At 40.0% G+C, this 26,248-nt stretch carries 18 protein-coding genes; 3 read left to right on the top strand and 15 right to left on the bottom strand.

Annotated elements, in window-relative coordinates; genetic code table 11:
* Window positions 1-236 precede the first annotated feature (236 nt).
* The 8 genes from ACPWSO_RS02590 to ACPWSO_RS02555 form a co-directional block, all read right to left on the bottom strand.
* Window positions 237-1,130, bottom strand: coding sequence for a helix-turn-helix transcriptional regulator (locus tag ACPWSO_RS02590; protein ID WP_426081234.1), 894 nt, complete (start codon window positions 1,128-1,130; stop codon window positions 237-239).
* A gap of 234 nt (window positions 1,131-1,364) precedes the next feature.
* A complete protein-coding gene (locus ACPWSO_RS02585) occupies window positions 1,365-2,186 on the bottom strand; it encodes a hypothetical protein (protein WP_426081233.1) in 822 nt (273 codons plus the stop codon).
* Between the two features lie 741 nt (window positions 2,187-2,927).
* Window positions 2,928-4,376 carry a glycoside hydrolase family 1 protein gene (locus ACPWSO_RS02580; protein ID WP_426081232.1) on the bottom strand — a complete coding sequence of 483 codons (1,449 nt, stop codon included), beginning with the start codon at window positions 4,374-4,376 and terminating at the stop codon, window positions 2,928-2,930.
* A gap of 38 nt (window positions 4,377-4,414) precedes the next feature.
* Window positions 4,415-6,295, bottom strand: a complete 1,881-nt coding sequence (locus ACPWSO_RS02575) for a beta-glucoside-specific PTS transporter subunit IIABC (protein ID WP_426081231.1) — start codon at window positions 6,293-6,295, stop codon at window positions 4,415-4,417.
* A 134-nt stretch (window positions 6,296-6,429) separates the two neighbouring features.
* Window positions 6,430-7,278 carry a BglG family transcription antiterminator LicT gene (licT, locus tag ACPWSO_RS02570; protein WP_426081230.1) on the bottom strand — a complete coding sequence of 283 codons (849 nt, stop codon included), beginning with the start codon at window positions 7,276-7,278 and terminating at the stop codon, window positions 6,430-6,432.
* A 454-nt stretch (window positions 7,279-7,732) separates the two neighbouring features.
* Window positions 7,733-8,638 carry a magnesium transporter CorA family protein gene (locus ACPWSO_RS02565; RefSeq protein ID WP_426081229.1) on the bottom strand — a complete coding sequence of 302 codons (906 nt, stop codon included), beginning with the start codon at window positions 8,636-8,638 and terminating at the stop codon, window positions 7,733-7,735.
* Window positions 8,639-8,867: 229 nt separating this feature from the next.
* Complete coding sequence (locus tag ACPWSO_RS02560; protein ID WP_426081228.1) at window positions 8,868-10,214, bottom strand: PTS sugar transporter subunit IIC; 1,347 nt, start codon at window positions 10,212-10,214, stop codon at window positions 8,868-8,870.
* 144 nt (window positions 10,215-10,358) lie between these two features.
* Complete coding sequence (locus tag ACPWSO_RS02555; protein WP_426081227.1) at window positions 10,359-11,072, bottom strand: GntR family transcriptional regulator; 714 nt, start codon at window positions 11,070-11,072, stop codon at window positions 10,359-10,361.
* Between the two features lie 178 nt (window positions 11,073-11,250).
* Here ACPWSO_RS02555 and ACPWSO_RS02550 point away from each other — a divergent pair, with 178 nt between their 5' ends.
* A complete protein-coding gene (locus ACPWSO_RS02550) occupies window positions 11,251-12,669 on the top strand; it encodes a glycoside hydrolase family 1 protein (protein WP_426081226.1) in 1,419 nt (472 codons plus the stop codon).
* 212 nt (window positions 12,670-12,881) lie between these two features.
* Here the strand turns inward: ACPWSO_RS02550 and ACPWSO_RS02545 are convergent, their stop codons facing one another.
* Both ACPWSO_RS02545 and ACPWSO_RS02540 read right to left on the bottom strand, forming a co-directional pair.
* A complete protein-coding gene (locus tag ACPWSO_RS02545; protein ID WP_426081225.1) occupies window positions 12,882-14,192 on the bottom strand; it encodes a sensor histidine kinase in 1,311 nt (436 codons plus the stop codon).
* Window positions 14,189-14,878: a response regulator transcription factor gene (locus ACPWSO_RS02540; RefSeq protein WP_426081224.1), complete on the bottom strand. Its 690-nt coding sequence runs from the start codon at window positions 14,876-14,878 to the stop codon at window positions 14,189-14,191. Before ACPWSO_RS02540 ends, ACPWSO_RS02545 begins: the two co-directional genes overlap by 4 nt.
* Window positions 14,879-15,090: 212 nt before the next feature.
* On the opposite strand from ACPWSO_RS02540, the gene ACPWSO_RS02535 reads away from it, so the two are divergent.
* The gene (locus ACPWSO_RS02535) at window positions 15,091-16,050 is read left to right on the top strand and encodes a WD40/YVTN/BNR-like repeat-containing protein (RefSeq protein ID WP_426081223.1); all 960 of its coding nucleotides are present in this window, start codon (window positions 15,091-15,093) and stop codon (window positions 16,048-16,050) included.
* Window positions 16,051-16,460: 410 nt separating this feature from the next.
* Window positions 16,461-17,591 (top strand): glycerate kinase, encoded by a 1,131-nt coding sequence (locus ACPWSO_RS02530; protein ID WP_426081221.1) that lies wholly within the window; start codon window positions 16,461-16,463, stop codon window positions 17,589-17,591.
* An 86-nt stretch (window positions 17,592-17,677) separates the two neighbouring features.
* Here ACPWSO_RS02530 and ACPWSO_RS02525 read toward each other — a convergent pair whose 3' ends face one another.
* The 5 genes from ACPWSO_RS02525 to ACPWSO_RS02505 all read right to left on the bottom strand — a co-directional run bounded on the left by ACPWSO_RS02525 (window position 17,678) and on the right by ACPWSO_RS02505 (window position 26,247).
* The gene (locus tag ACPWSO_RS02525) at window positions 17,678-19,516 is read right to left on the bottom strand and encodes a glycoside hydrolase family 13 protein (RefSeq protein WP_426081220.1); all 1,839 of its coding nucleotides are present in this window, start codon (window positions 19,514-19,516) and stop codon (window positions 17,678-17,680) included.
* 343 nt (window positions 19,517-19,859) lie between these two features.
* Complete coding sequence (locus ACPWSO_RS02520) at window positions 19,860-22,268, bottom strand: glycogen/starch/alpha-glucan phosphorylase (RefSeq protein WP_426081515.1); 2,409 nt, start codon at window positions 22,266-22,268, stop codon at window positions 19,860-19,862.
* A 262-nt stretch (window positions 22,269-22,530) separates the two neighbouring features.
* Complete coding sequence (gene glgA, locus ACPWSO_RS02515) at window positions 22,531-23,964, bottom strand: glycogen synthase GlgA (protein WP_426081219.1); 1,434 nt, start codon at window positions 23,962-23,964, stop codon at window positions 22,531-22,533.
* Window positions 23,961-25,115: a glucose-1-phosphate adenylyltransferase subunit GlgD gene (glgD, locus tag ACPWSO_RS02510; RefSeq protein ID WP_426081218.1), complete on the bottom strand. Its 1,155-nt coding sequence runs from the start codon at window positions 25,113-25,115 to the stop codon at window positions 23,961-23,963. Before glgD ends, glgA begins: the two co-directional genes overlap by 4 nt.
* A complete protein-coding gene (locus tag ACPWSO_RS02505) occupies window positions 25,105-26,247 on the bottom strand; it encodes a glucose-1-phosphate adenylyltransferase (protein WP_426081217.1) in 1,143 nt (380 codons plus the stop codon). The genes glgD and ACPWSO_RS02505 overlap by 11 nt, the downstream gene beginning before the upstream one ends.
* Window position 26,248: the final 1 nt, after the last annotated feature.

Genomic DNA, 26,248 nt, shown 5'->3' with positions numbered 1-26,248 from the left:
AAACTTTTTCAACTGCTCATTTGGGTACGCTCTCACAAAGTCTTAAGCTAATTATAGACAGGAAAATCGGCTTAATCTATTGGTTCAAAAGAAATATGTTCATTCTTCCCAAAATTTGTGCACATTGAATGAAATAAACAGAAGTACTTAACTTGAATAATCTAAAAATTAGAAAAGAGAAACAAAGAACATATGAAAATAACTCTCATAAAAAAATTATGAGAGTTAGTATTATTTTAAATAGAAATAGCTGGCACTGCGATTCTAGCACCTAGCTCAGGCTGCGCTCCATAATTAAAAACCGGACCTGACTCATAAGATAGCTTATAGCCATAATCAGCTGGGATGTATTTTTCTATTGCTTCATACACCTCATCGATAATCTCGCTAAAAGACTCCTCATTTTCATAAGGAGCACTTTGGAAAGACAACATGATGCTTTCCGGTAGCTCTACAACCTCATAGCCTTGTGGAAGTATTTTATCATAATCAAACGGAACCTCAATTCCCGAAGCCGTTTTTGCAAAGCCCTCACTCAAAAATTCCGGCAGAGTCAATAGAGCAGCTGGCTCAAATTTTTCCTGAATGCTATTTTGCAGACCTTCCCAGTCACAGCCCATCTCTTCACAATAGGAGAGATAATCATCTGCATGGTGCGCAGGAAGAAAGAGCAGTTTGCGTCTTGGTTTGTGTTGAACGGTAATTGTGCACCTGCTGTGCCGATTATGGATTCTGGATGCTTCCTTATGTTCTAGAATAGCATAATAATGACTTAAGGGATGCATAGTGAATAAAGGCAGGGGTATTCTCTGATCACGATATTCTGACGGAGTCAGTCCGAATCTCTTTTTAAAGGAGCGAGTAAAGCCCTCGTGGGACTGATAGTGATTTGTTAGAGCAATTTCCAAAATACTTGTTTCCGTTTTTAACAGTTCATTGCTGCTTTGAGTCAGTCGAACTGCAGCGATATACTCCTGTAAAGTTACTCCTAGTTCGGTTTTAAACATTCTATCAATCTGTCTTCGCGAGTAGTTGACCCGCTCACATATCTTTTTAACGGAAAAATCTTCTTCCTGAAAATGAGCAGCAATATATTTTTGTATTTCTACAATTACTACCACCTTATCCATATGGTTTCACCCTCTTTTTCTCCACTATAAAGTATCAAAAAAAATTGTCTTGATTTAACTAGACAATTTTCTTATTTCTATAATAAAGCCTGCTGCTCATTATCCTCCGGACTAACTATATCGTCGAACCTAATTCAAACTATATCTTTATTCCTCAGTGGGCTAAAAAAATAATGGCCTGAAAATCGATGTATATCATCCCTATCTCAAGACTGGCTGTTTTCTTTTCAAAACTTATTCATCATAACCGTGATAAGTTTTCATTGCTTCAATCTGTTGTTGGTACGATGTTCTCCCTTCCGGTATAGCATTCGCTAGCTGCTCTAACGCTAAAATTGCCCGCTTTTTCAGCTGAAAACTGATACCGCCGGTAATTTTAATGACACCGAACCCAACAGCTACGGTAATCTGATTTGACTTAATAACCTCGCTTTGATGGTTCTCTATGAACGCTGGTTCATTTTGAATTTTTAACGAGTCCAGATAGTCGAAGCCCCATGTAGTAGAAATAAATGCCGGCAGCTCTTCGAAATCCTCTAAATCATCGTCTTCTGCTAAACGTTCTTCCAACATACGAAGCGCATCATTACCAGTATCATTGCCAAAAGGTGCATAGTCATCTGTAATATTATAATAGATTTCATCGGTAAAATGCTTCACAAAAAAAGGATGTGATGTCTCTCTGGCAACGCCTGCCTCTTCGTCATCATAATAATAATTGATTTCTGACGATACATCCTGCCAGCCTGTTTTATCCGGCAATTTTTCTGAATGATAATTCAAAAACAAGGTCAGGCATTCTTCAATTTCTCCTGTTTCCTTACGAAATTGCTGAAGCTGTCCCTCATTGTCAAATTGAATTTCAATAGTATAGAGGCCCTTTTCCCAAGCCACTTGAATAAAAGGACTGCTTTCAAATGCGGGACTGGCTTCCAGTATTAAAACATGAAACTTCCCTTGGCTCAGCTCTGCAAATGCGTTGGTAATCGTCTGAGGGGTAACTGATTCAATTACTTCATTTTCGTTAAACAATTCGAAGACTCTCTTTTTTTCCATAGCTAACACTCCTTAGCTTTCTATTTTTAAAAGTAGGGAAGACATTCATGCGCCCATGCCCTAAAACTGAATAAATGATATTCCAAAGTTTCTCTATGCTTCTAGGATTGGATAGTGAGAATAGTGTTTCTTGACAATTTCTGTATTGTCCACCTCATTGCTGAAGTACAGCGCAAGAGATGCGTGGATATTTATCATCAGTAGCTACTTGTTTTTCAAGACAGCATACTCCTTTCACATTCATCTTCAATGCCATAAGTAAATATAACATAGGCAGCTTCAAACAAACAATACCGTTTCTACCTTGTAATTAATTTGAACTACCTAAAAAAACGATTCTGTCGTATTTTTTTAGTGGAAAATTTGCCGGTACTTTTTAAGTGTTCAAATACAAAAAGGTTCAACAAACAGATAAAATGAAATCGCCTAAAATTACAGATTAAAAGTGTCACAGAAGGATTGAACAACAAGAGCAAAGTCATCAAACGTGTAGTAATGCTGTAAAATTTTATCCTCTTCATTCTCGTATTTATATTGTTCAAAGACTTATTTTTTCTCCGCATAAAAGAAAGAACTTGAAACAGCATCAGGATGTTTCTGCATTTGTTTCAAGCTCTGTGAGTTTATTCAGCTTTTGTCCTACTAACACAATTCAACCAAGAACCAAAAAACTCGCAGGTTCCGCCAGATGACGGTCCTCCGAGTTATTTTTTTACTATTCATTCATTTACATTTTTACGATTAATCCAGCTTTTTACCGTTGGACTCGATTACTTGCTTGTACCAGTCAAATGATTTTTTCTTATAACGGTTCATGCTGCCTGCTCCATTATCGTCTAAGTCGACATAAATAAAACCGTAACGCTTACTCATTTCTCCAGTGGAGGCACTAACTAAATCAATACAGCCCCATGGCGTGTAGCCCATCAAGTCAACTCCATCCTCAATAGCTTTTTCCATTGCTAAAATATGCTGGCGCAGATAATCAATTCGGTAATCATCCGCTACATAAAAGTTCTCATCAACCTGATCAATCGCTCCCAAGCCATTTTCGACAATGAACAACGGCTTCTGATAGCGGTCATACAACTCATCCAAGGCTATCCGCAAGCCTTCTGGATCAATTTGCCAGCCCCACTCGCTGGCTTTCAAGAACGGATTTTTTACTCCGCCAAGCAGATTGCCATTCACTTCTTCGCTTTTTTCAGTAATCGTTACAGCAGTAGACATGTAGTAGCTAAAGCCAATATAATCTACCGGGTAAGCCTTCAGCAAGTCCAAATCACCTTCAAGGATTTCCAGTTTTTCTGCGTCCACACCATATTTTTTAAAGATACGATTAGTATAAGCTGGGTATTCTCCCCGAACCTGTACATCTGTACAGAAGAAATTGAATTCCTGATTTTGTTCCAGAGTTGCCATTTGATTGACTGGATTTGCATCCAGGCTATACGTTGTCGCATAAATAATCATACAACCAATTTTGAGCTCCGGATTTAAATCATGTCCAATTTTGACGGCTTTGCTACTGGCGACAAATTGATTATGCCATGCCTGAAACAGATTTTGTTTATCTCCGGCACCCGTTTGTTTAATTAACCCTTGGCTTAAAACAGGCATGTGAAATGCTGAGTTGATTTCGTTAAATGTCATCCAGTACTTCACCTTTTCATGGAAACGGGTCAGAACTACCTGAGCATAACGCTCAAAGAAATCAATCAGCTTACGGTTCTTCCAACCGCCGTATTCAACTGCCAAATGAAGCGGCATTTCGTAATGGGAAATCGTGATAACAGGTTCAATCCCATAGGTCAGGCATTCATCAATCATTTCTTCATAAAACGCTAAACCAGCTTCATTTGGTTCAAGCTCATCTCCTTGTGGAAAAATACGTGCCCACGCAATAGAGAAGCGATAGCATTTAAAACCCATTTCAGCAAACAGCTTGATATCTTCCTTAAAACGATAGTAATGATCAATGCCCCGATGATTAGGATAGACATACTTCTCTTCATCAATCGACCAGTCAAAAGTCTCGCTGGAAAGGACCGCCAACCGTTCTTTTCCGCCTGGCATAGCATCAGCAACTGAAAGTCCTTTGCCGTCCTCACGATACCCGCCTTCCAGCTGATTAGCTGCTGTCGCTCCACCCCATAAAAATCCCTCTGGGAAGCCTGTCGTTTTTTTCATGTAATTTCTTCCTCCATTCCGTTTTTCTAAACCTGCTTTTATTTTACTACAACTAGAAAATCTTCTCCGTGCAGAACATTTTCCTGAGATAAATCAAGAACATCTAAAAAGCTGTTGCTGTTGGTAATAACTACAGGGGTTTCAATAGAATACCCTTTACTCGTAATTAATTCCGGATCAAATTGAACCAGTAGCTCTCCTTTTGAAATCTTATCACCAGCTTTAACAAATGTCTCGAATCCTTCTCCATTTAACTCAACCGTATCCATCCCTACATGAATCAATAGTTCAATTCCTTCGTTTGACGTAATACCTATTGCATGACCTGTTGGAAAAATAGTCGTTATTTCTCCATCAACAGGAGCATAGACACTACCATCCGTTGGACGTATAGCTAAGCCTTTACCCATTGCACCAGAGGCAAACACATCGTCCTTCACTTCAGATAAAGAGAAAAGATCTCCGCTGATTGGACTTGCTAAAACCAATTTTTGACCATTTTCAGAGCCTGCTTCTTTCTTACTTTCTGCCTCGATAACTTCGTTTTTTGTTTGTCCGCCTTCTTCAAAACCTAAAACAAGTGTCAGGACAAAGGCTAAGATGATAGCAATCCCTGTACCGATGGCTGCAGAAACAATTCCAGAAGTATCACTTGAATCTGGAGCAATAAAACCTGGCAAACTAAAGACGCTAACTAGACCAAAAACATAATTTTTTGCACCGCTGAAGGCTACAAAAGCGCCCCCAACTGCACCACCGATACAAGCTGCGATAAATGGTTTCTTAAGCGGCAGTGTAACTCCATAAACCGCTGGTTCAGTAATTCCGAAGATAGAAGTCAATGCGGCTGAAAGAGATAAGCCTTTCATTTTTACATCTTTACTCTTAAGGAAGACAGCCAATGCTGCACCACCCTGTGCCATTACTGCCGGCAATAGCATCGGCATCATTGTATCAATACCGCCGCCGGCTTCGGAAAGGTTCAGCATCATGATTGGCACGAAGCCCCAATGCATACCAAACATTACAAATACTTGCCATAATCCACCCATCACAGCGCCAGCCAACAACGGACTCAAGCCATAAATTGAATTATACGCACCGCCAAGCAGGTTCCCAGCAACTGTTCCAATTGGTCCAATTAAGATAAAAGTTAATGGCGTCATTACTAAAAATACAGCTAAAGGAACGCAAATGATTTGCAGCGCATTAGGAATGACCTTTTTAAAGAAACGTTCTACATACTGCATAACAAAAACGGCTAGAATAATCGGAATAACAGAGGATGTATAGCCGCTTGCCCCTAAAATTACCGGTATACCGAAGAAGCTCAATTCTGTTCCGGCTAAAGCATTAATACTCGGATGAACCAGTGCCATCGCTAAACAGACTGCTAAAAACTGATTCGTATTGAACTTTTTAGCTGCTGTGAAAGCCAGTAAAATCGGCAAGTAGGTGAACAGTCCGTCCGCAACTGCAAAGAGTACCAGATAAACACCTGAGTCAGCTGCCAACCACCCCATAGTCAAAGCTAACGTCAAGAAGCCTTTTAGTACCCCAGCTCCTGCCATCGCTCCTAAAAACGGTGTGAAAATGGAAGATATAATGTCAATCAGACGATTAAAAATATTACCGTTTCCTGAGGCAGTGTCTTCATGTCCTTCATTGCCTAAGCTGCTCTGTGCCAGTAATTCCTTGTAGACATCATTTACATGACTGCCGATTACGACCTGATACTGACCGCCGCTTTGAACAACCTGAATGACATCAGGGTCATTTTTTAAATCTTCCGTTTTCGCAACGCTTTCATCCTTCAGATTGAAACGTAGTCTTGTTGCACAATGGACGACTGTGTTTACGTTGGACTCTCCGCCAACCAGATTTAGTACCCGTTTTGCTATTTCTTGATTTTTACTCATAGATATACCTCTTTCTTTTTTTATATAAGAAAAACCCAAATTGAAAAAACAGTAGCACAAAACAAACTTGTACCTACTTGTCTTTTCAATCCGGGTTTAGCCTGCATTACCAGTAACAATCCTGCGATTGACTTTTATTTATTTTTTTCTGCATCTCCAACCAGCCGCTGAATATGGATGGTTAGATAGGTTTGTTCCGCTTGTCCAACCGGCTTATCGTACTTTTTCTGTAAATACTCATTAATCCGCTGAACCGCCTGAAAGGCTTTGGGATATTTGGACTGAATCAGTTCATAAAGGAATTCATCCTCTTCACTACTCAGTTCATCCTTTAAATAGCGTTGACTGAAAAATTGAAGATGAGTAACCATTCGCTGATAATTCAGAGAATCTTCATCAAACAATGTACCGAAATACCTGCCAATAATGGTTAAAATGCTGCCGACAATTTCCGTAGCAGTCATGGTAACTTCCATGGTGTTGTTGCCTTGTTCCCCATTGACAATATGAAAAGCGATGAAACCGGCTTCATCATCACCAAAGGCGACACCAAACTGCTCATTGATTAACTGTATCCCCTGCTTGGCAACTTCAAACTCCTTTGGGTAAAACTTACGTGTCTCATATTTTAAGGGATTAGGAAGTTCAATTCCATCTTTTGCTCGAGCTAAGGCGTAATGAATGTGGTCAGTCAATGTTAGATAAACATTAGATGAAAGCTCCACTCCCAGCTTTTCCTCCGCCAAATCAACAATTTTTTTAACTGCCTCCACCTCTTCTGAAGGTAGATCAGAAAACAGCTGCTGAAATTGACTAGATAAGGCTGAATCCTTGAGAACAAACTCCTTTTCAACAAACTCTGGTAAAAGCTCATCACCCACACGTTTCTTGAAAGCCAATCCACGGCCCATATAGACAGTTTCCTCTCCGGAAGCATTGCGTGCCATCACGACATTATTATTCAGTATCTTTTCAATAATCATAATGAACACCCTCCATTCCAAAATAAAAAAACCTAGAATCCACCTACTTCTCCTGCTAAAACTAGCACAATAGTTGATTCTGGTTTTGCCTGCCTAACAGTAACAATCCATTTACGGTATCAGAATAACATTATTCTTTTAAATTTACAAGCCCGAAAATTTATTTACTTCATTTTTATTAGACAAGTTGGAAACAATCAAAAAAGTGCTTTCATTCTATTCATTTTTCGTAAACTATTTTGTCAGCAAAAATATTGCAAAAAACAAGCAGTCCACGCTAAATTCAAAAGAAGCTGATTTGAAGTATTCGTAAATCAACTGTAAGAGGCTGAAGCATCGTCTGTCTAACTGATGTTCCAGTCCACTTATTTCTTTCTTCTCAAGCCTCATTTATAGCCGTTTAAGCTCCTGTCAAAGGTGTTCATGAAGCTTCTAAACACAATGTCAATCTTTCTTATTTTAGTACAAAATGCAGAATGAAGGACAATGTGAACCAGCCAACAACGCTAATTCCAATTGCAATAACCCAGCCTAGCAAGTTATGCTCTAAAGGCAGCGGCATGTTCATCCCAAAAAAGCCGGTTACAATCGTTGGAACAGTTAATAAAATAGAAAGCACGGTTAACAGCTTCATTGTATCATTCAGATTATTATTCAAAATATTGTTATACGTACCAGAAAGCTGCTGCAGTACTTGGGAAGTCAGCTGTGCCATTTCCACTAACTGCCGCGCTTCAATATGAGTATCTTCCAGCTGCTCTCTTTCGACATTATCCAATAAACGAAAAATGCTCTGTGTTTTAATCTGCTCTATCAAAACAGCATTTTGTTTTGCTGCAGACAGAAAGTAGACGACCCCTGTTTCCAGATCAGATAATGCTAAAAGATTTTTCTTCGTCGTTTTTTCCTTCAGCATATCATTAATATGATTTCTTTCTCGATTCATTTCTTCAATAATCGGAAAATAATTATCAGAAATAATAAACAAGCTTGAAAAAAGAAACTTAAATACAGAAACGGTCGAATTCTTAGCTAAATAGTTCTCCATTTCTTGAACAATATAGGCATTTTTACTATTTGAAATGGTGATTAGCTGCTGTTCCTTAACAAGAAAGGTCATGGGATTTGTTTCATAGCGAATGGCACTTTCTTTATTTTCTGGAACATTATAAATCAAGGTAAACATGTCCAGTTCACTATCAAATTCAATACGCGCCCGTTCATTTTTATCCAGCGCATAAGAAATAATCTCATTGTCAATACCATACTGTTCGTACAATTCAGAATGATCGGCCATATTGTCAGAATCTATATTGACCCAAGCACATGTATCATTTCTAAACTTCTTTTCTGTAACCATCACTAGCCCTCCACTTATAAACAAAATAAAACTGCTCAAACACACTGAAAATCCTTTCCAATTATAGCACGCCGACCACTGTAATCAAGAGAAGCAGTCTGATTTAGTTCTTTATCTCAGTATCAGGAAGTCTTTCTGGTCTAAATCCAAAAAATGATACAAGCTTGAGAGATAGATAAATATCTAAACCCTTTTCTCCCAAGCTTGTATCATTTTTAATGCTTACTTGCTACATGTTGTCTCCAACGGTTTCTTCCTTTGCCATATTGGCTGTTACTTTTTCATCTACACGAAGGAACGGCAGATAAATAAATACACTTGCAGCAATAATCAAAATCTGTAAGACGGCTGCTTTCCAATCCCCGCCTGTCGCTAAGAAGCCGGAAATAACCGGAGGTGTCGTCCAAGGAATCTGTACAACTACATGATTAATTAAGCCTGCAGCTGTAGCAAAATAGGCAACTGTTAAAGAGAAAATCGGCGCCAAAACAAAAGGAATGATTAAGCTGATATTAAAAACTATCGGCAGTCCGAAAATAATTGGTTCACTGATATTAAAGATAGCTGGCGTAACAGACAGCTTGGCAAAATCTTTATAGTCTTTCCGGCGGCTAAAAATAAAGATTGCAATTAACAGAGCAATCGTGTTGCCGGAACCGCCCATTACAGCGAAAGTATCTTTAAATGCCATATTGATAATATGAGGAATTTTTTCACCGCTAGCATAAGCAGCCATATTTTCCTGCATATTTTGGATAAGGAACGGATCTAATAAAGAGCCGGAAATCACTGCCTGATGAATCCCGAAGCCAAAGAATAAATTGGCAATTGATGTGATTAGAAGAAAGCCTGGTAAGCCTGTCGTTACTTTGCTCAGCGGACCAGTGATAACATTAGTAATTAACCCATTTACATCCATATTAAATAGCTGATTGACTATAAATGATAGAATTGCAAAGCTAGTGACCGTAATCATAATGGGAATCAACACATTAAATGATTTTAAAACTGCTGGAGGAATATTACCTGAAAGCTTGATTTGAAGCTTTTCATTACTAGATAATTTGATAAACAGCTCTGTTGCTAATAAGCCGACAAAAATCCCAACAAACATACCTGATGCTCCAGTATGAGTGACTGGAATCACTCCGCTTACTTCAACTGCTTTCTGAGCATTTTCCGGTAAGAACATTGTTTTCATTGGTGTCAATACTACAAAGGTAGAGATAGCGACCAGTACTGCTGCAATATGATTTGTATAATTGCGGCTTACGCACATATGATAAGAAACTGCAGCTACAACAAGCAAGGTCGTAATACTCAATGTACCGTTGGCAATAGATATACCAATTTCCTGAACAGTCGTTAAGGTAGCTGGATCAATGATTTTCCCCATAAATCCTGTAGGCTCTAAAATTACATAGTTAATGAGTGTGACAAAGCCGGCCAGCATCATAAAGGGCATGAATGTAGCAAAGGCATCCCTCAACGTTCTCAAATGGATTTGGTTACCCATTTTCGTGGCAATCAGTCCAAACTTTTCAAAGATAAGATCTTTTTTACTAGTCTTTTCCATGTTAACTCTCCTCGTTTTTATTGTAAGCACTTACTACAAGAAGTATCATACTACTAATTCTTGTAAAAGTAAATAACTTTATATAAAAATATATACTTTTGATTATAAGAAAAAGAAAAAGCCAAAAAATGGCTTTATTTATTACTAATTTTCTACAAATACTGCTTCAAAAACAAAATCCTGATAAAGATGCCGGGTAATTGAATATTCAAAAGGAAGACCATTCGCTAGAAAAACATTTTTTTCTACCTCAATCATAAATTCACCAGGTTCAATCGCCAAAAGACCACCATCAAATTCCGTTGCTGTATCTCCTTTAATCCGAATATGAGAAGTCTTTATCTCAAGTCCTAAATCATCTGTTATATAAGAATATACTGACTTTTTAAGATGCTTAGGCTCCAGTCCTGGAATGATAGACAATGGCATGAATGTCCGCTCAATCGAATAGGGCTGATGATCAATAAATCGACTTCGGATAATATGATAGACATATTCTTTTTTATCAATTTTTAACATCTCAGCCACCGCATCTGAAGGCAGCTCAATCGAAAACGTATGGATTTCTGAATCCACATGCTCCTCTCCAACTACACTAAAAAGCCCTTCATTTGGACCAAACACCTTTGAATTATCAATAGGCTTGCGCAGCACTTCTGTTCCAAACCCGCTTCTCGACCTGAGCACTCCTTCGGAGACTAACAAATCAATACCCTTCTTAACTGTTAATTTACTGGTTTGATACTCCCCTGCCAGTTCATCCCCAGTCGGCAGCTTCTCGCCTATCTTAAAAAAATCCTCAGTAATTTTCTTTTTTATATCTAAATAGATTTCCATATACTTAGGCAGCTTTTTCATTTCCTCTCCTCATTTCGTTATAAAAGATATAATTAATTATATACTTTTCACTACTTTTATCAAGGTAAACATAAAAAAATAAAACTCTCAAAAACAAAAGTATATACTTTTTAATATAAAACTATTTATTTTATCTTGAATTGATGATATTATATCCTTGTAAACAAGGAGGACAATCATGAATAAACAACAATTAACATTTCCAGAAGACTTTTGGTGGGGCTCTGCCTGGTCTGCTGAGCAGGCAGAGGGCAGAGGCGAAACCGGCAAAGCAGAAACGGTTTGGGAACGCTGGTACAAAGAGCAGCCCTATCGTTTTTACAATCGTATTAGCTCTGAAGTAACTACCGATCATATTCACCGCTATAAAGAGGACGTTCAGCTCATGAAAGATACTGGTCATAACTCTTTTCGTGTCTCGATTTCGTGGGCGAGAATGTTTCCAAATGACGGGACTGGCGAGGTAAATCCAAAAGCGGTTGCCTTTTATAGAGACTTATTCACCGAAATGAACAATAAAAATATCAAAGTTTTTGCCAATCTTTATCATTTTGATATGCCGGCGAAGTTACAAGATAAAGGCGGCTGGGAATCGAGAGAAGTTGTTGATGCCTATGCCAATTTTGCAGCGGCCTGTTTTAAAGAATTTGGCGACTTAGTTTATCATTGGTTTACCTTCAATGAACCGCTGGGACCAATTCTTGGTAGTTACTTAGAAGACTTTCATTATCCAAATATCATCGATTTCAAACGCGGTGCTCAAGCAGCATTCTTTACTATTCTTGCTCATGCAAAAGCCATATCTGCTCATAAAAAACAGAAACTTCCCAGTAAAATCGGGGTCATTCTGAACTTAAGTCCGACTTTCCCAAGAAGTCAAAATCCTGCGGACGTGCAGGCTGCAAAAATAGCGGATCTCTTTTATACACGCAGCTTTCTCGATCCAATGGTCAAAGGCGAGTTTCCAGAAGAGCTGACTGCTTTATTGAAAGAATATAACCAGCTGCCGGCCGATTATACAGCAGAAGACTTAACACTTATCAAAGAGAATACCGCTCAAATCCTCGGTTTGAACTATTATGAGCCCCGTCGTGTTAAAGCACGCTTAACCACTGTAAATTCTGCCGGTCCTTTCCTGCCGGAATGGTTCTTCGAAAATCATATCATGCCGGGACGCCGAATGAATGACTATCGAGGCTGGGAAATTTATGAAAAAGGAATTTTTGATCTGTGCATGGATATAAAGAATAATTATGGTAATATTGAAGCCTTTATTTCAGAAAACGGAATGGGAGTTGCTGATGAAGAACGCTTTATGGACGAAACAGGTCAAGTCATTGATGATTACCGTATTACTTATATTCAAGACCATTTGGCTTATTTATGGAAAGCTATTCAAGAAGGCTGCAATATTAAAGGCTATCATTTATGGACCTTTATTGACTGCTGGTCATGGATTAACTCCTATAAAAACCGTTACGGTTTAGTGTCGCTTGACTTGCCTACACAAAAGCGAACCATCAAAAAAAGCGGAGAGTTTTACAAACAGCTAAGTGATCAAAACGGCTTTAACTATGATATAGACTTACTCGTCTGAAAAGCTTCATTCCATCGTGCTTAGACAATAAAGAAGCGTGCATGAGCCAGTCAGGCTCCGCACGCTTCTTACTTTATACATTTTTTTCTACTTGAAGCCTTTTTCCGCTGAAGTAAATGAGCTAGCTGCCCTCTAGCACTTCAGCTGGGCTGCTTTGACTTAGTTTAACATAAATGATTCTCAGCTTTGGATGAATTACTACTACTCGGATTTCATTGAATATTGTTGAACAACTTTTTGTTTGTCACAGGAAAAGAGAGTATAAAAGAAGTTTCTATATCTGAACTGCTAACTTCAGCGTTTCCTCCCAGAGCCTCTAAAATATTTTGAGCAATCGCTAGACCAAGACCATAGCTGTTTTCATGCTGCTGTCTGACATTATTTGAACGGTAGAAACGGTCAAAAATTCTCGGCAGCTCCTCCGCTTGGATCTTCTGTCCTGAATTTCTAAATACCAAGTAGACATATTTTTGATTGGTCGTTAGCTGAACAGTAAAGCTGCCTCCATTATTTGTATATTTATAGGCATTATCAATAAAAATTCCCAGCAGCTGATCCAGCAGATTTGAATCTGTCCACATGAACGTCTTAGGAAGCTCTTTAGCAACAGTAATCTGCTTATCAGCAAATCTGCATTCATAAGCTGCCAGATTATCCAGTATAAGCTGATCTACTCTGACTTCTGAAAAATTGAGCTGCTTTGGCGCTTCAATTTTAGCCAAAGAAAGTAGATTATTTATAAGACCATTCATTCGCTCTGCTCCCTTTGAAATATTGTGCAGCCATTTTATCTGATCCGCTATTGTTTCTTCTTTATTGGTATATAAAACCCCGGCATTTGCTGTAATAATACTAAGAGGTGTTTTCAATTCATGAGAGGCATCTGCCACAAATTGCCGTTGCTTTTCCCAGGCCTTGACCATCGGCTTCATCGCACGATTAGTAAAATAAACAATCACTAAAAAAAACAAACCTAGCAAAGCAATCCCGACGCTTATCAAAGTTAATGCTAAAAAGGTCAAGCTTTTTTTTGAATCTGTAATATCTAAAAAGCGAATTAGGTAGGTATCATCCTGCTCCTTTATTTCTTCTTCTCCATTAACCAGTGAAACAATTGCTGGAGAAACAAGGTACTGCCATTCTCGGTCTCCAAGAGTCACTGTGCCCTGATTTTTATTATTCCAAGCAGTTTTAGCCGCTTTAGCAAATTCCTGCTCTGCCATTTTTACAGCAGAATCTATCGTTAATAGTTTACCGTTGTTATCTACCAGCAGGTTGAAATAAACACCGGAACCAGGAATGATACGGTTGATGACTAAAGGGTTATCTGCCAGCTTTTCTTTCCCCTGTTTCACTTCACCTCCAGTGATATGAAGCTCTTCTACTTGGCTCAATTTTTCCTGATTTTCGGCACTTATTCTTAAGTAGGTGGTTGTATAAATAATGATAAATGCAGCCAGCAAAATGACCGCTACAAAGGCCGTTGTTATTCCTATTAAATGCTTACGAAATGCGGCTATCATCCTTCCAGCTCCTCTGGCAGCTGCAGTCTATAGCCTAAGCCCCGCATTACTTTTATCTTTGCCAGACTATTGACTTGCTTTAGTTTTTTTCTTAAAAGTGAAATATGGATTTCTACGTGATTGTCTTCTGCATCTGAATCAAATCCCCAAATTTTTTCAATAATTCTTTCTTTTTCTGATAATTGAGGATAATTAACAATCAGCAATTCTAAAATACCGGCTTCTTTATTCGTTAGCTTTACTGATTTTTCTGCACCTGCCAGCATCAGCGCGTACGGATCCAAGCTGATGTCTCCAAAGGTGTAACGTCCATCCTGCTTGTATTCTCCCCGTCTGCGGCTTAATGCCTTTAAACGTGCAGACAGCTCCTCATGCTGAAAAGGCTTAGCTAGATAATCATCTGCGCCCTTGTTTAGACCATCCACCTTATCCTCCCACTCGCCTTTAGCCGTCAGCATAAGTACAGGAATTTGGATACCAGCTTCCCGCGCCTCTGTCAGCAGCGTAAGCCCATCCTTTTTTGGCAGCATAATATCCAAAACAGCTAAATCATAGATTCCTGACAGCAGACAGTCTAATCCATATTCACCATCCGCTGCAATATCAATTGAATACCCATCTTTTTTCAAAATTTGAGCAACCGCTTCTGCCAGCATCTCTTCATCTTCTACTAAAAGAAGCTTCATCTTATTATTCTCCTTTGCTACTAGTTTCAGAACATTAATTTTTATTATCATACCATAGCCTGTCCGGTCAAAAACTTGTCTTCATAAAAGCTTCAAGATAATTATCACTGTTGAACCTTTAACGAAGCCTGAATAGTTGTATTTTTACTACAGGTTCACTAAAGGTTGTTTGTTTAAAATAGTCCTATCAAACAAGAAATGAAGGTGTAATTATGACTAAACAACACATGAAAAACGAACCTGAAGCTGTGCAGAGTACTTGGCAGTCTCGTCTAAAGAAGATTCCTTTAACAGTCAGGACGGGCGCCGTTATTGCCCTTGTCGGCTTGTCTTTCGCTTCATACAGCATTGGTAAATCCGCCCAGCAAGCAGAAAGCAAAGCCCCTTTAACAATGTCAGCAGCAAACAGCTCAGCAGCATTCGAGAATGTCAATTTCCGACGAAATAATAATCGGTGGGAATTCTCGTCAGATGGCGGTAAAACTTGGTCAAAAACACCGCTGGAAGGTATTTCTCAAGACAGCAGCGGCCGATTGGGCTACGAACAGGCACAAACAAAAGAAATGAACAACACTTCAAAAAGCAGTACTTATTTCTCCCCATTTACTGACTCAGATGGAAATACTGTCATCATGAAACGAGAAGCTGATGTCTGGACATTCTCATCAGATGGGGGCGAAACGTGGTCTGAGAAAATACCCGAAGGAATCGACATTGCAGATGACGGTACTTTAACTTGGAAAAGCAGCGATGGAAAACAGCTATCCAGATTCGATCCTCAGCAGGAACGCTGGACCTATTCTGAAGACGGCGGCAAAACTTGGTCTGATCCGTTGAAAGAAATTGAAGATTGGATTGAAAATGGTGTGCCCCTTTCTGATGCTGACGGCGTATCAATGAAGCTAGAGAATGGAAAACTCCTTTATTCTACAGATGGTGGGAAGACTTGGTCTGAAAATGCACCGGAAGGATACGAAGCTGCCATGAATACTGTACTTTCTAAAACAGAGGACGGCAAAACACTTTACTCAACAGACGGCGGTAAAACCTGGTCCGAGGAGAAACCCGAAGGCTTTGATGTGCCGTCAATCGATGAGATTATGGAAGCTATTCCAGAAGAATGGCGGCCTTCTTCCGAAGAAGAGCTAGGCAGCAACCCAACAGCTATATAAGCTCCAGCCCTCTCTTATCTTTCTAAAGCATCAAAAAAGATTCTTAGTCTTGGTCATTTGAACCAGGGTCAAGAATCTTTTTTCTTTGTCCTCCAGCTATAGTTTCTATGTTTAAATTATTAAAGCAGTTATCCCTTTTAACTGTGTCTAAAAATATGATATCTTTAAGAAGCGGCAGTGTATCTTTGTCTTGTTTGTTTTCATCAAAAAGTCTAAGCTATTGGACATGTGTTGGCTGCAGAATCTTTGCATAAATAATTGACGTGTCTCTTGATAGGAACACATGCAGATCGTGCTGGCTGTTGCCGTGCTCGGTTGATCGAACTAAGCTCTCCTGTAAAAAAAACGTATCTGAATTTCAGACATGTATGATAAAGCTGTCTAAGTAAAAAATGAAGGAGTGGAAAAGGATGAACGTTACTATAGCAATCGATTCATTTAAGGAGTGTGCAACCTCAACAGAACTGGGTAAAGCTATTGAACGAGGTATCCAGCCCTTTGCAAATCCAGTCCATGTCATTCCTATTTCTGATGGTGGTGAAGGGGCAATTGAATCGGTTGCCGCTGCTTTTGATGGACAGTACATAAAATTTGATAGCCTGAATCCATTTGGTGAAGCAATTCAAGAAGACTATTTTTTAACCACGATTGAAGGAATAGAAACGGCTGTCATTGAATCTGCCCGCTTTGTCGGCATTCACTTCCTAAAAGGTCGTAAGGAAGAAAGCTATCTTGGCAGCTCTTATGGGCTTGGTCTGGCAGTCTCAGACGCTGTCAGCCGCGGAGTAAAACAACTGATTGTAACATTGGGCGGCAGTGGAACAACTGATGGTGGATTAGGGATGCTGCAGGGGCTTGGTGCCCGCTTATTTGACGCCGCCGGTCAATTATTAGCAGCTGGCTGTGAAAACCCTCTGCTGGTCACCCATCAGCTGGAAATAGAAAAAGCTAAACAGCGTTTAGCTGGTGTCAAACTAATTGTAGCAAACGATGTTGCTAATCCCTATTGCGGCAGGAAAGGCGCTGCCAGAATATTTGGTCCGCAAAAAGGATTAACAGCAGCTCAAATCGAACAGCTGGATACTCAGCTTTATCTAACCGCTGAATATCTAGTGCAAAACGGTTTTGCTGATTTACGACTCATTGCTGGTGCAGGAGCTGCCGGCGGTTTAGGCGGTGCTTTCGCCCTATTAGACGGAGAGATGCAGCCGGGATTTTCCATCTTTTCAAAATTAACTAGGCTGGAAGAACATATAGCCAAAAGTGATTGGGTAATCACTGGCGAAGGATGTCTGGATACGCAGTCCAGTGCCGGAAAAGTGCCATACGGCGTAGCACAATTAGCAGCGAAATATCACACCTCTGTACTGCTGCTCTGCGGCAGCTATGAAGAAATCCCTGAACAGGCATTGTTTGACGGCATTTTCTCCATCCAGCGGGAACCAGTCTCTCTCCAACAGGCAATGGATAGAGACTACACCTTGAAAAATATTGAAATGATCAGTCATGAATTATTCAAAATGCTGGCAAAGAAAAAATAAACAACAGAAAACCAGACGGCATATACAAGTGCTGACGTCTGGTTTTCTGTTGTTTATCATTATTCTATTCTCTAGGTTCTAAGCAGCTATTTTCTCCATTCTTTTTCAACGAAGTAATCCTGCTGCCCGGAAATCGTCACTCCTGCCAGCATGTCATAAACAAGCTGATCTGAAAAAGGCAGCTTTCTTGTAAAGCAGCATGATTCAGCTGAAACAAGAGTTTCCTCCTCACTTAGATTTATCAAATACAACGCAGCTTGCTGCTCATTGCAGCGAAGAATCCCTAAAATATTTTCAGTATAAAATGGATAAAACGCACCCTGTACCAATACAGGATTCTTTTTCCGACGATCAATCCACTTTTGATATAGGTTAAAAATCGTTTGATTTTTGTCCTTCCACGGAAAGAATTTTCGATTTTCAGGATCCTTCCCGCCAGTTAACCCCGCCTCATCACCATAATAAATCGTCGGTACTCCCGGCAGCATGAACATCATTCCAACAGCCAAATTAAGTCTGGATAAGTCATTATCCAGCAATGTCAGAATTCTTTCTGTGTCATGTGTCCCAATATTGTTCAAATTATTATAGAAAATATCCATTGGATAATTTTCCTGTAAAACTGTCAACTGCTCTGCTGTTGCCTGTGGCACCTGTTCTCTTCGAACAACAGAAAGAATCAATTCCCGAAAGGGATAATTCATCACACCATGAAGCTTCTCTCCAAAAATATACTGTCTTCTTTCACCATAGGACTGCTTTTTTGAAGCATCTTCCCAAACTTCTCCAATCAGCACCCGTTCAGGATATTGATCAAGCTTCTTTCGAAAACCTTCAATAAAGAAATCCGGCAGTTCATCCGCAACATCCAACCGCCAGCCGTCCACACCAAGACCAGTCCATTTATCTAATACACTGCTATCTCCGGCATAGATAAATTTTTGGAAATCTTCATTGGCTTTATCCACCTCAGGTAGATCCTTAATCCCCCACCACGACTTATAGTCCTCTGGGTACTCCGTAAATTTGAACCAAGGAAAGTATGGACTGTTTTGCGTTTGATACGCCCCAGCTTCTTTACCATAGCGACCGTCGAAGTTGAAATACCGGCTGTTTTTTCCAACATGGCTAAAAACACCATCTAAGATTAATCGAATACCGTTTTCGTGGAGAGCTGAAACTAGCTGTTTAAACTGCTCTTCATCACCCAAGATACCATCAATAGCCAAATAGTCTCCTGTATCATAGCGATGATTACTGGCAGCTTCAAAAATTGGGTTCAAATAGATTACCGTCACACCCAATGTTTTGATGTAAGGAATCTTTTTTATCATTCCCGGCAGGTTGCCTCCATAAAAATCCCAGCGAATGATATCGCCCTGCTCATCCTTTAGGTATATAGGTTCATCTTCATAGGTTCCGTAGATAAAGGTGTTCTTCTTTGGATTGCAGATTTCCTGGTGCTCGTTCCCGTTAAAAAAACGGTCAGGAAAAATTTGATACACAATCCCTTCGCGGTACCAGTCAGGTGCAGCATCCGCCTTGTCATAGCAAGTGATTTGATAGGGATGTACCTGCTCAAGGTCTGTTGATAAAACACATGGGCCCCCCTGGCCCTGATTCGATCCGCAGTATGTGGTTTCATATTCACTTGTTGCAGATTTGTTTACAATTTCAAAATAATAGAAGTATAACCCTGCTCCCTGAGCAAAATCATACCCACAGGTATACAGGTCATGCTCACTAGCTGTCATCGGCAGCCGTTCAAGTCCACGTTCCCCTGCTTCTTTACGCATAATCAGTGAAACCTGTTCAACCTGTTCTTCTTTGACGCTAAGTGAAAAACGAGCGTTTTTAAACTTTTCTATTGCACCAAACGGCTGCTTGTACTCGTCCAGCCAGGAATTAAAATAAATCGCAGTCATTGTGCCTCTCCTAAATCTATAAACTCCACAAAATTTTGTCTATGAAATTTACGCTTACTTTCTTTGTTTAGATACCGGGAAGTTCCTTCATACCACTTGTTTCGTATGTCGATTCTCTTACTATCCCCTATTAGTCAGCTGAACTTCCGCAGCTTCAAATGATTTTAGCTTCGTACCAGTATGTTTCCTTCATAAATGGCTCTTAATGAAAACGAAAGAAATAAACTGTCTTATTTTAGGGGTGGCGACAGTCGAAACTCTCCCACCCCTAAAATCAAATGAATAAACAGCGTCTCAACGATATTCTAGGCGCAAGGATTGAAGCAAAAGGAGAATCCTTTTGTCATCCCTTCTTTTTTAAGCCTTTGACTGGTTCAATCTGCCAGATTTCTTCTGCATACCGCTGAACAGTATAGTCAGAAGAAAAGTGACCGGCTTCTGCTGTATTGATTAAACTGATTTGCTGCCAGCGTTTTTTATCGCGGTACAGTCGCTCAATCGTTTTCTGCGCCTCAATATAGGAATGATAATCCCGTAAAGTAAAATATTCATCGTTGTATCGGATTAGAGAATCGAAAATTTCCTGTCCTTCAATTTGAATATTTGGAATTGTCCCATCGATAAACGCATTTAATATCCGCTGCAGCTCTAAGTCATTTTCATAAATTTTGATTGCCAGATAGTCCTGTGTTTCATAGTAGCTATAAACCTCATCCTCTGTCAATCCAAAAATCACAATATTTTCGTCGCCAACGATATCACGAATTTCGATATTCGCGCCATCTAAAGTCGCAATCGTCACTGCCCCATCCAGCATCAGCTTCATATTACTAGTGCCGGAAGCTTCTTTGGAAGCCAATGAAATCTGCTCACTAACATCTGCTGCCGGAATAATCATCTCTGCCAAGGAAACATTATAGTTTTCTAAAAAGACAATCTTCAGTTTCCCTTGAATTTCTTCATCATTATTAATTAGGTTTGCCGCTTCATTGATACATTTAATCACATGCTTTGCATACGTATAGCTTGGTGCTGCCTTGGCACCAAAAATAAATACGCGAGGATAGATATCCGCATCAGGATTATCCTTCAACTCAAAATAGAGCTTCAAGATGTGAAGCAGATTCAGCAGCTGGCGTTTATACGCATGAAGCCGCTTGATTTGAACATCAAAAATAGCATCCGGCGATACTTCAATTCCGGTAGCATTAAGAATGTAATTTGCCAAACGAACCTTGTTCTTTCTTTTCGTTTCAGCTAACTTTTGCAGCACAGCTTCATCATCCTTATAATTCATCAGTAGATGTAAATCATTGGGATTGCTGCGCCAAGACGTGCTGATTGTTTCATCCAGCACATTAGCTAAAGGCTCATTTGCCAGCTGCAGCCAGCGCCGCTGCGCAATTCCGTTAGTTTTATTGTTGAACCTTTCCGGGTAAAGCAGATAGAAGTCATGAAGCACGATGCTTTTCAGTAAATCGGAATGAAGCTTGGCTACACCGTTGGTACTGTGACTGCCGATAATGGCTAAATGAGCCATATGCACTTGATCCCCTTTAATGATTCGGGTACGCTCAATAATTTCCTGGTCAACCACTGAAGACATTTCTTTGACAAAGCGCCGATCGATTTCTTCAATAATCATATAGATTCTCGGAACTACTTCGCGAAGCATAAATACCGGCCATTTCTCCAATGCTTCTGCCATGATTGTATGGTTGGTGTAGCTCATCGTTTTAACTGTAATTGCCCAGGCTTTTTCCCAGCTCAGCTCCTCCTCGTCAATCAGTATCCGCATCATTTCAGCCACACAAAGCGCCGGATGGGTATCATTAATGTGAATAGCCGTATATTCTGCTAAATCCTTCATTGCTATACCTGCTCGTTTGTGGGAACGAATAATACTTTGAATTCCTGCTGACACAAAGAAATATTCTTGAACCAAGCGCATTAAACGACCTTCATAATTCGAATCGTCAGGATATAGGACTGACGTCAAGTCACGAAAATCACGACGTTCTTCAATGCTCAAATACTTGCTTTCTTCAAACTCTGGAATCTCTGCTGACCATAAACGCAAGGTATTAACCATATCGTTTTGATAGCCTACCATTCCTGTGTCATAGGGAACTGCACGCAAAACCTGCTGGTTCTCGTAAACAGGCTTTAGTCTGCCCTCTTCATCTTCTTTCAAATATACCTTGCCGCCATAATTCACATTGACTGCTTTACTTGCTTTACGAACCTCCCACACATTACCCTCACGCAGCCATTCATCCGGCAGCTCTACTTGATTGCCGTCGACAAATTTCTGCTTGAACAAGCCATAATCATAGCGGATACCATTGCCGTTGCCTGGAAGACCACACGAAGCAATAGAATCCATAAAACAAGATGCTAGTCTTCCCAGTCCGCCATTACCTAAAGCCATGTCCTTTTCTACCTTGCACAAATCCTCTAAATCGACATTCATCTCTTCTAAGCTGTCCCGCACGATGTCCAGAAGACCCATGTTCAGTAAATTGCTTTTCAGCATTTTCCCCGGTAAAAACTCAATCGAAAAGTAATAGGACTGTTTTGCCCGGTTGTCCCGAATCGTTGTCCGCGTTTGTTTCCAAGCATCTGAATAATAAGCTTGGATAACAGCTCCCAGCGAATCAAAGAGTTCTCCATTTGAAGCCTCTTCCACTTCATTTGTGAACTTTTCCTGCAGCCTGCGCCTAAAATCTTCTTTAAACTGTTCTTTCGTGATTTCCATCTGATTAAAATCCCCTTTTACCCTTTTTGAAAAACAGAAAGTTGCGACAGCAATCGGTCACAACTTCTTAAAGCCAAACGAACGTTGTTTTAGCAGCTCTTACAGCTATTCAGCGAATAGTGGATGCTTGTACGTACTCGTTAAAGCAGAAGCTTTTTCTACATTCTTCAACCACTTTCACTGATAGCCGATAAAATAACTAACGTTCTTTATAATGTTCGTTTTTCTAATAGAAAAACGATGAGCACCTATAAATTTACGCCCCTGTTAACAGCTGATACAAGTCGATGTACTGCTGTCCAGGCTGCCGCCAACTGAAATCCGTGGCCATTGCTGCTCGTATCAGCTCTTGCCATATAGCCGGCTCTTGCTTATACAGCTCTGCTGCCTGCTTGATTGCCTCCATCAAATAGAAAGAACGAAACTCATAGAAACCGAAACCAGTTCCTTCTTTTGTTATCGGATTGTAAGGAATTACCGTATCCTTCAAACCGCCAATCTCGTGAACAATCGGCAGCGTACCGTAGCGCATAGAGATCATCTGAGATAGACCGCAAGGTTCAAAAGCCGAAGGCATCAGGAACAAATCAGCGCCGGCGTAAAACAATTGGGCCAATTTAATATCAAAGGATATACTGACCGAACATTTCTCAGGGAACCGGCCGGCGAAATTCCGAAAGCCCTGCTCAAATCCAGGGTCTCCTGTTCCCAGCACAACTAGCTGGATATCTGCTGCCATCATATATTCCATCTCATCCATAATCAGCTGAAACCCTTTTTGATGGGTTAAGCGGCTGACAATTGCAAATAGCGGTACATCCCTTTCAGGCAGCCCCATTGTCTTTTGCAGCGCAGCTTTATTAACTGCTTTCCCGTTTAAATCAGCTACCGAGAAATTTGCTGGAATCAATGGATCTGTTTCGGGATTATTCATTGTATAGTTAATGCCGTTTAAGATACCGCTCAGCTTATCCTTTTCCATCCTCAGCACCCCATCCAGTCCGGACCCAAATTCCGGTGTCTGAATTTCCTGTGCATAAGAAGGACTAACTGTATTCACACGACCGGCATACAAAATTCCGGTTTTCAAAAAATTGACATTATCATCAAAACGAACGGTTCCATCAAAGTATCTTTCCGTTCCCATCCCAAATAAATCTGGCAAGATTTCTGCAGAGAATATACCTTGAAACTCAATATTATGGATAGTTAAGACCGTTTCAATTTTCTGATATTCCTGGATCCAATGATATTTTTCCCGAATTAAAAAGGGAATCATAGCTGTATGATAATCATTAACATGAACAACAGCTGGAACAAACGCAATTTTCTCCATCATTTCTATCACAGCCAGCTGGAAAAAAGCAAATCGTTCGCCATCGTCATAATGACCGTATAAGCCTTCTCTGCCAAAATAATATTGATTATCAATAAAATAGTAGGTTACATTGTCCAGCATCATTTTTTTTACACCGCAGTATTGATGGCGCCAGCCGACATCTACATAAAAGCTGAGTACATCTTCACACTGGTCTTGGTACTTCTGCGGCATTTGCTGATAGTAAGGCAGCACCACTCGAATATCCAGCCCTTTTTCTCTCAGCTCTTTCGGCAGCGCTTCTGCGACATCTCCCAAACCGCCTGTCTTAAAAAAAGGTGCGCATTCTGCTGCTGCAAATAAAATCTTCATTCAGCTTCTCCCCCAACCACATTTTCAGTAACATGTGCTCCTTTTCGAATCACAGCTAATTTATCCGGAGTCCCTTTAATCTGAACACCAGAATCAACGACGACACCTTTATCCAGTATAGCATATTCAATCTGAGCGCCCGAAGCAATTTTTGCACTGGCGTTAATGAGAGAGTGCTTCACCACTGCACCAACATCAATTTTGGTCCGACGGGAAACCAATGAATTTTCTACTGTTCCCTGGACAACACAGCCTGTGGCGAACTGACTATTCTTCACCATAGAATCAGGAGAATAATAAGTGGGTACTTCATTTTTAAACTTCGTATAGATTTTTTGATTGGAATACATCAGCGCATTAAATTTCTGCGGATCCAGCATATCCATATTCGCTTGATAATAGGACTGAATATCATGGATATTCTTAAGATAGCCAATGTACTCATAAGTGGAGCACTTCGCCTGACCAAGTTGAGATTTCATTAAATCAATCAGACTTGGTGATGCATCATTTTCCTGCGCCCATTCCAGTGTTTGAATCAGCCACTCTGTTTGAACAATATAGGCTTCCATACTCAGGTTGACTCTCTCGGCTTCTGCGCTGGCATCCTTCAAGACATGGGCTCCAGTCACACTACCTTCTTCGTTGATATCTAGTAAAGTATCCTCTGAACAGACACTTTCTTTGTTCACCCGTTTATAAACAACAGTTACATCATTTCCTTGGGCTTGATGGATTTTCAAAATGGCTCTCAAATCTAAATTACAAAGCATCCGGCTGCTCATAAATACCGTATATTCTGATTTTGATTTTTGTAGATAATCAATCAGTGAGCTATAGAACGGCTTTCTTTCATTTTTCTTTTTCACGAAATCCTGATAAAAGTAAGTGAAAAAGCGATTTTTCAATGAATCTAAATCCCACTCTTTTCCGCCGCCAATATGGTCAAAAACGGATTGGGTTTCTCCTTCATTGAAGACCATGAATAATCTGTCGATGTTTGCATTGACTAAGCTGGATAACTGAAAATCAATCAGACGATACTTACAGTCAAACGGCAGTGTGGCCAACGGTCTTTTTTCAATCAGCGGCATCAATGCATCAAATTTTTCGATATTTCCAATAATTGCACACATTCTATTAGTCTTCATCTTTTTTCACTCCGATCACTTCAGAATAACCAATCACGGCGATTTCCTCTTCATTATATACTACTGCGTTATCCCCAATTACCGCATCTTCACCAATAATTGCGTTCTTGATGGTGACATTTTGACCAATCTGAGCTCTCGGCATGATAATGCTGTTTTCAATAGTGCTTCCTTCTTTTACTTGAACATCTGTAGACAGAATACTATTTTTTATTGAGCCTGCCACATAACAGCCGTCAACAATCAGCGCATTCTCAACAGACGCCGTTTCTGTGATAAAATGAGGGGGCGAGCTGGTGTTTTTAGAGAAGATGCGCCAAGATAAATCACGAATATTAAACTCGTTATCGATATCAATAAACTCCATATTGGCTTCCCAAAGTGAATCAATTGTCCCTACATCTTTCCAGTACCCATTGAAGCGGTGCGCATACACATTTTCTCCAGAATCAAGATAAGCAGGAATTACATTTTTCCCGAAATCCAGCATTTGACTATCTTTGGAATAGCTGTTCATCAGAACCTCCCGCAGTCTAGCCCAGTTAAAAATATAAATACCCATTGAAGCTAAATTGTTTTTAGGCTCATCTGGTTTTTCTTCAAACTCAATAATACGGTCATTTTCATCCGTATTCATAATTCCAAAGCGGGAAGCTTCCTTGATTGGTACTTCAATAACTGCCACTGTTAGGGAAGCATTGTTTTGCTTATGCTCCTCCAACATGGCTTCGTAGTTCATCTTATAAATATGATCACCAGATAAAATAAGAACATATTGAGGATTCATTTGGTTGATATAGGCAATGTTCTGATAAATCGCATGGGCTGTTCCCTGAAACCATTTTTCCCCATCTGAGCTTGAATACGGCTGCAAAATCGTTAGACCTGAATTGATGCCGTCTAACCCCCAGCTTGCCCCGTTGCCTATATGACTATTCAATGCCAGCGGCTGATATTGCGTAACCACCCCAACATTTGTGATTCCGGAATTAACACAATTACTTAACGTAAAATCGATGATACGGTATCTACCGCCAAACGGCACGGCAGGTTTAGCGATATTTTTGGTTAGCTTTCCTAACCTTGTTCCTTGCCCTCCGGCTAAAATCATTGCTAGCATTTCGTTATTCATC

It is taken from the genome of Enterococcus sp. LJL51 (assembly GCF_049894025.1).
Classification (GTDB): domain Bacteria; phylum Bacillota; class Bacilli; order Lactobacillales; family Enterococcaceae; genus Enterococcus_L.
Note: the sequence above shows the minus strand (reverse complement) of the source record. Positions and strands in the feature narration are given on the sequence as shown.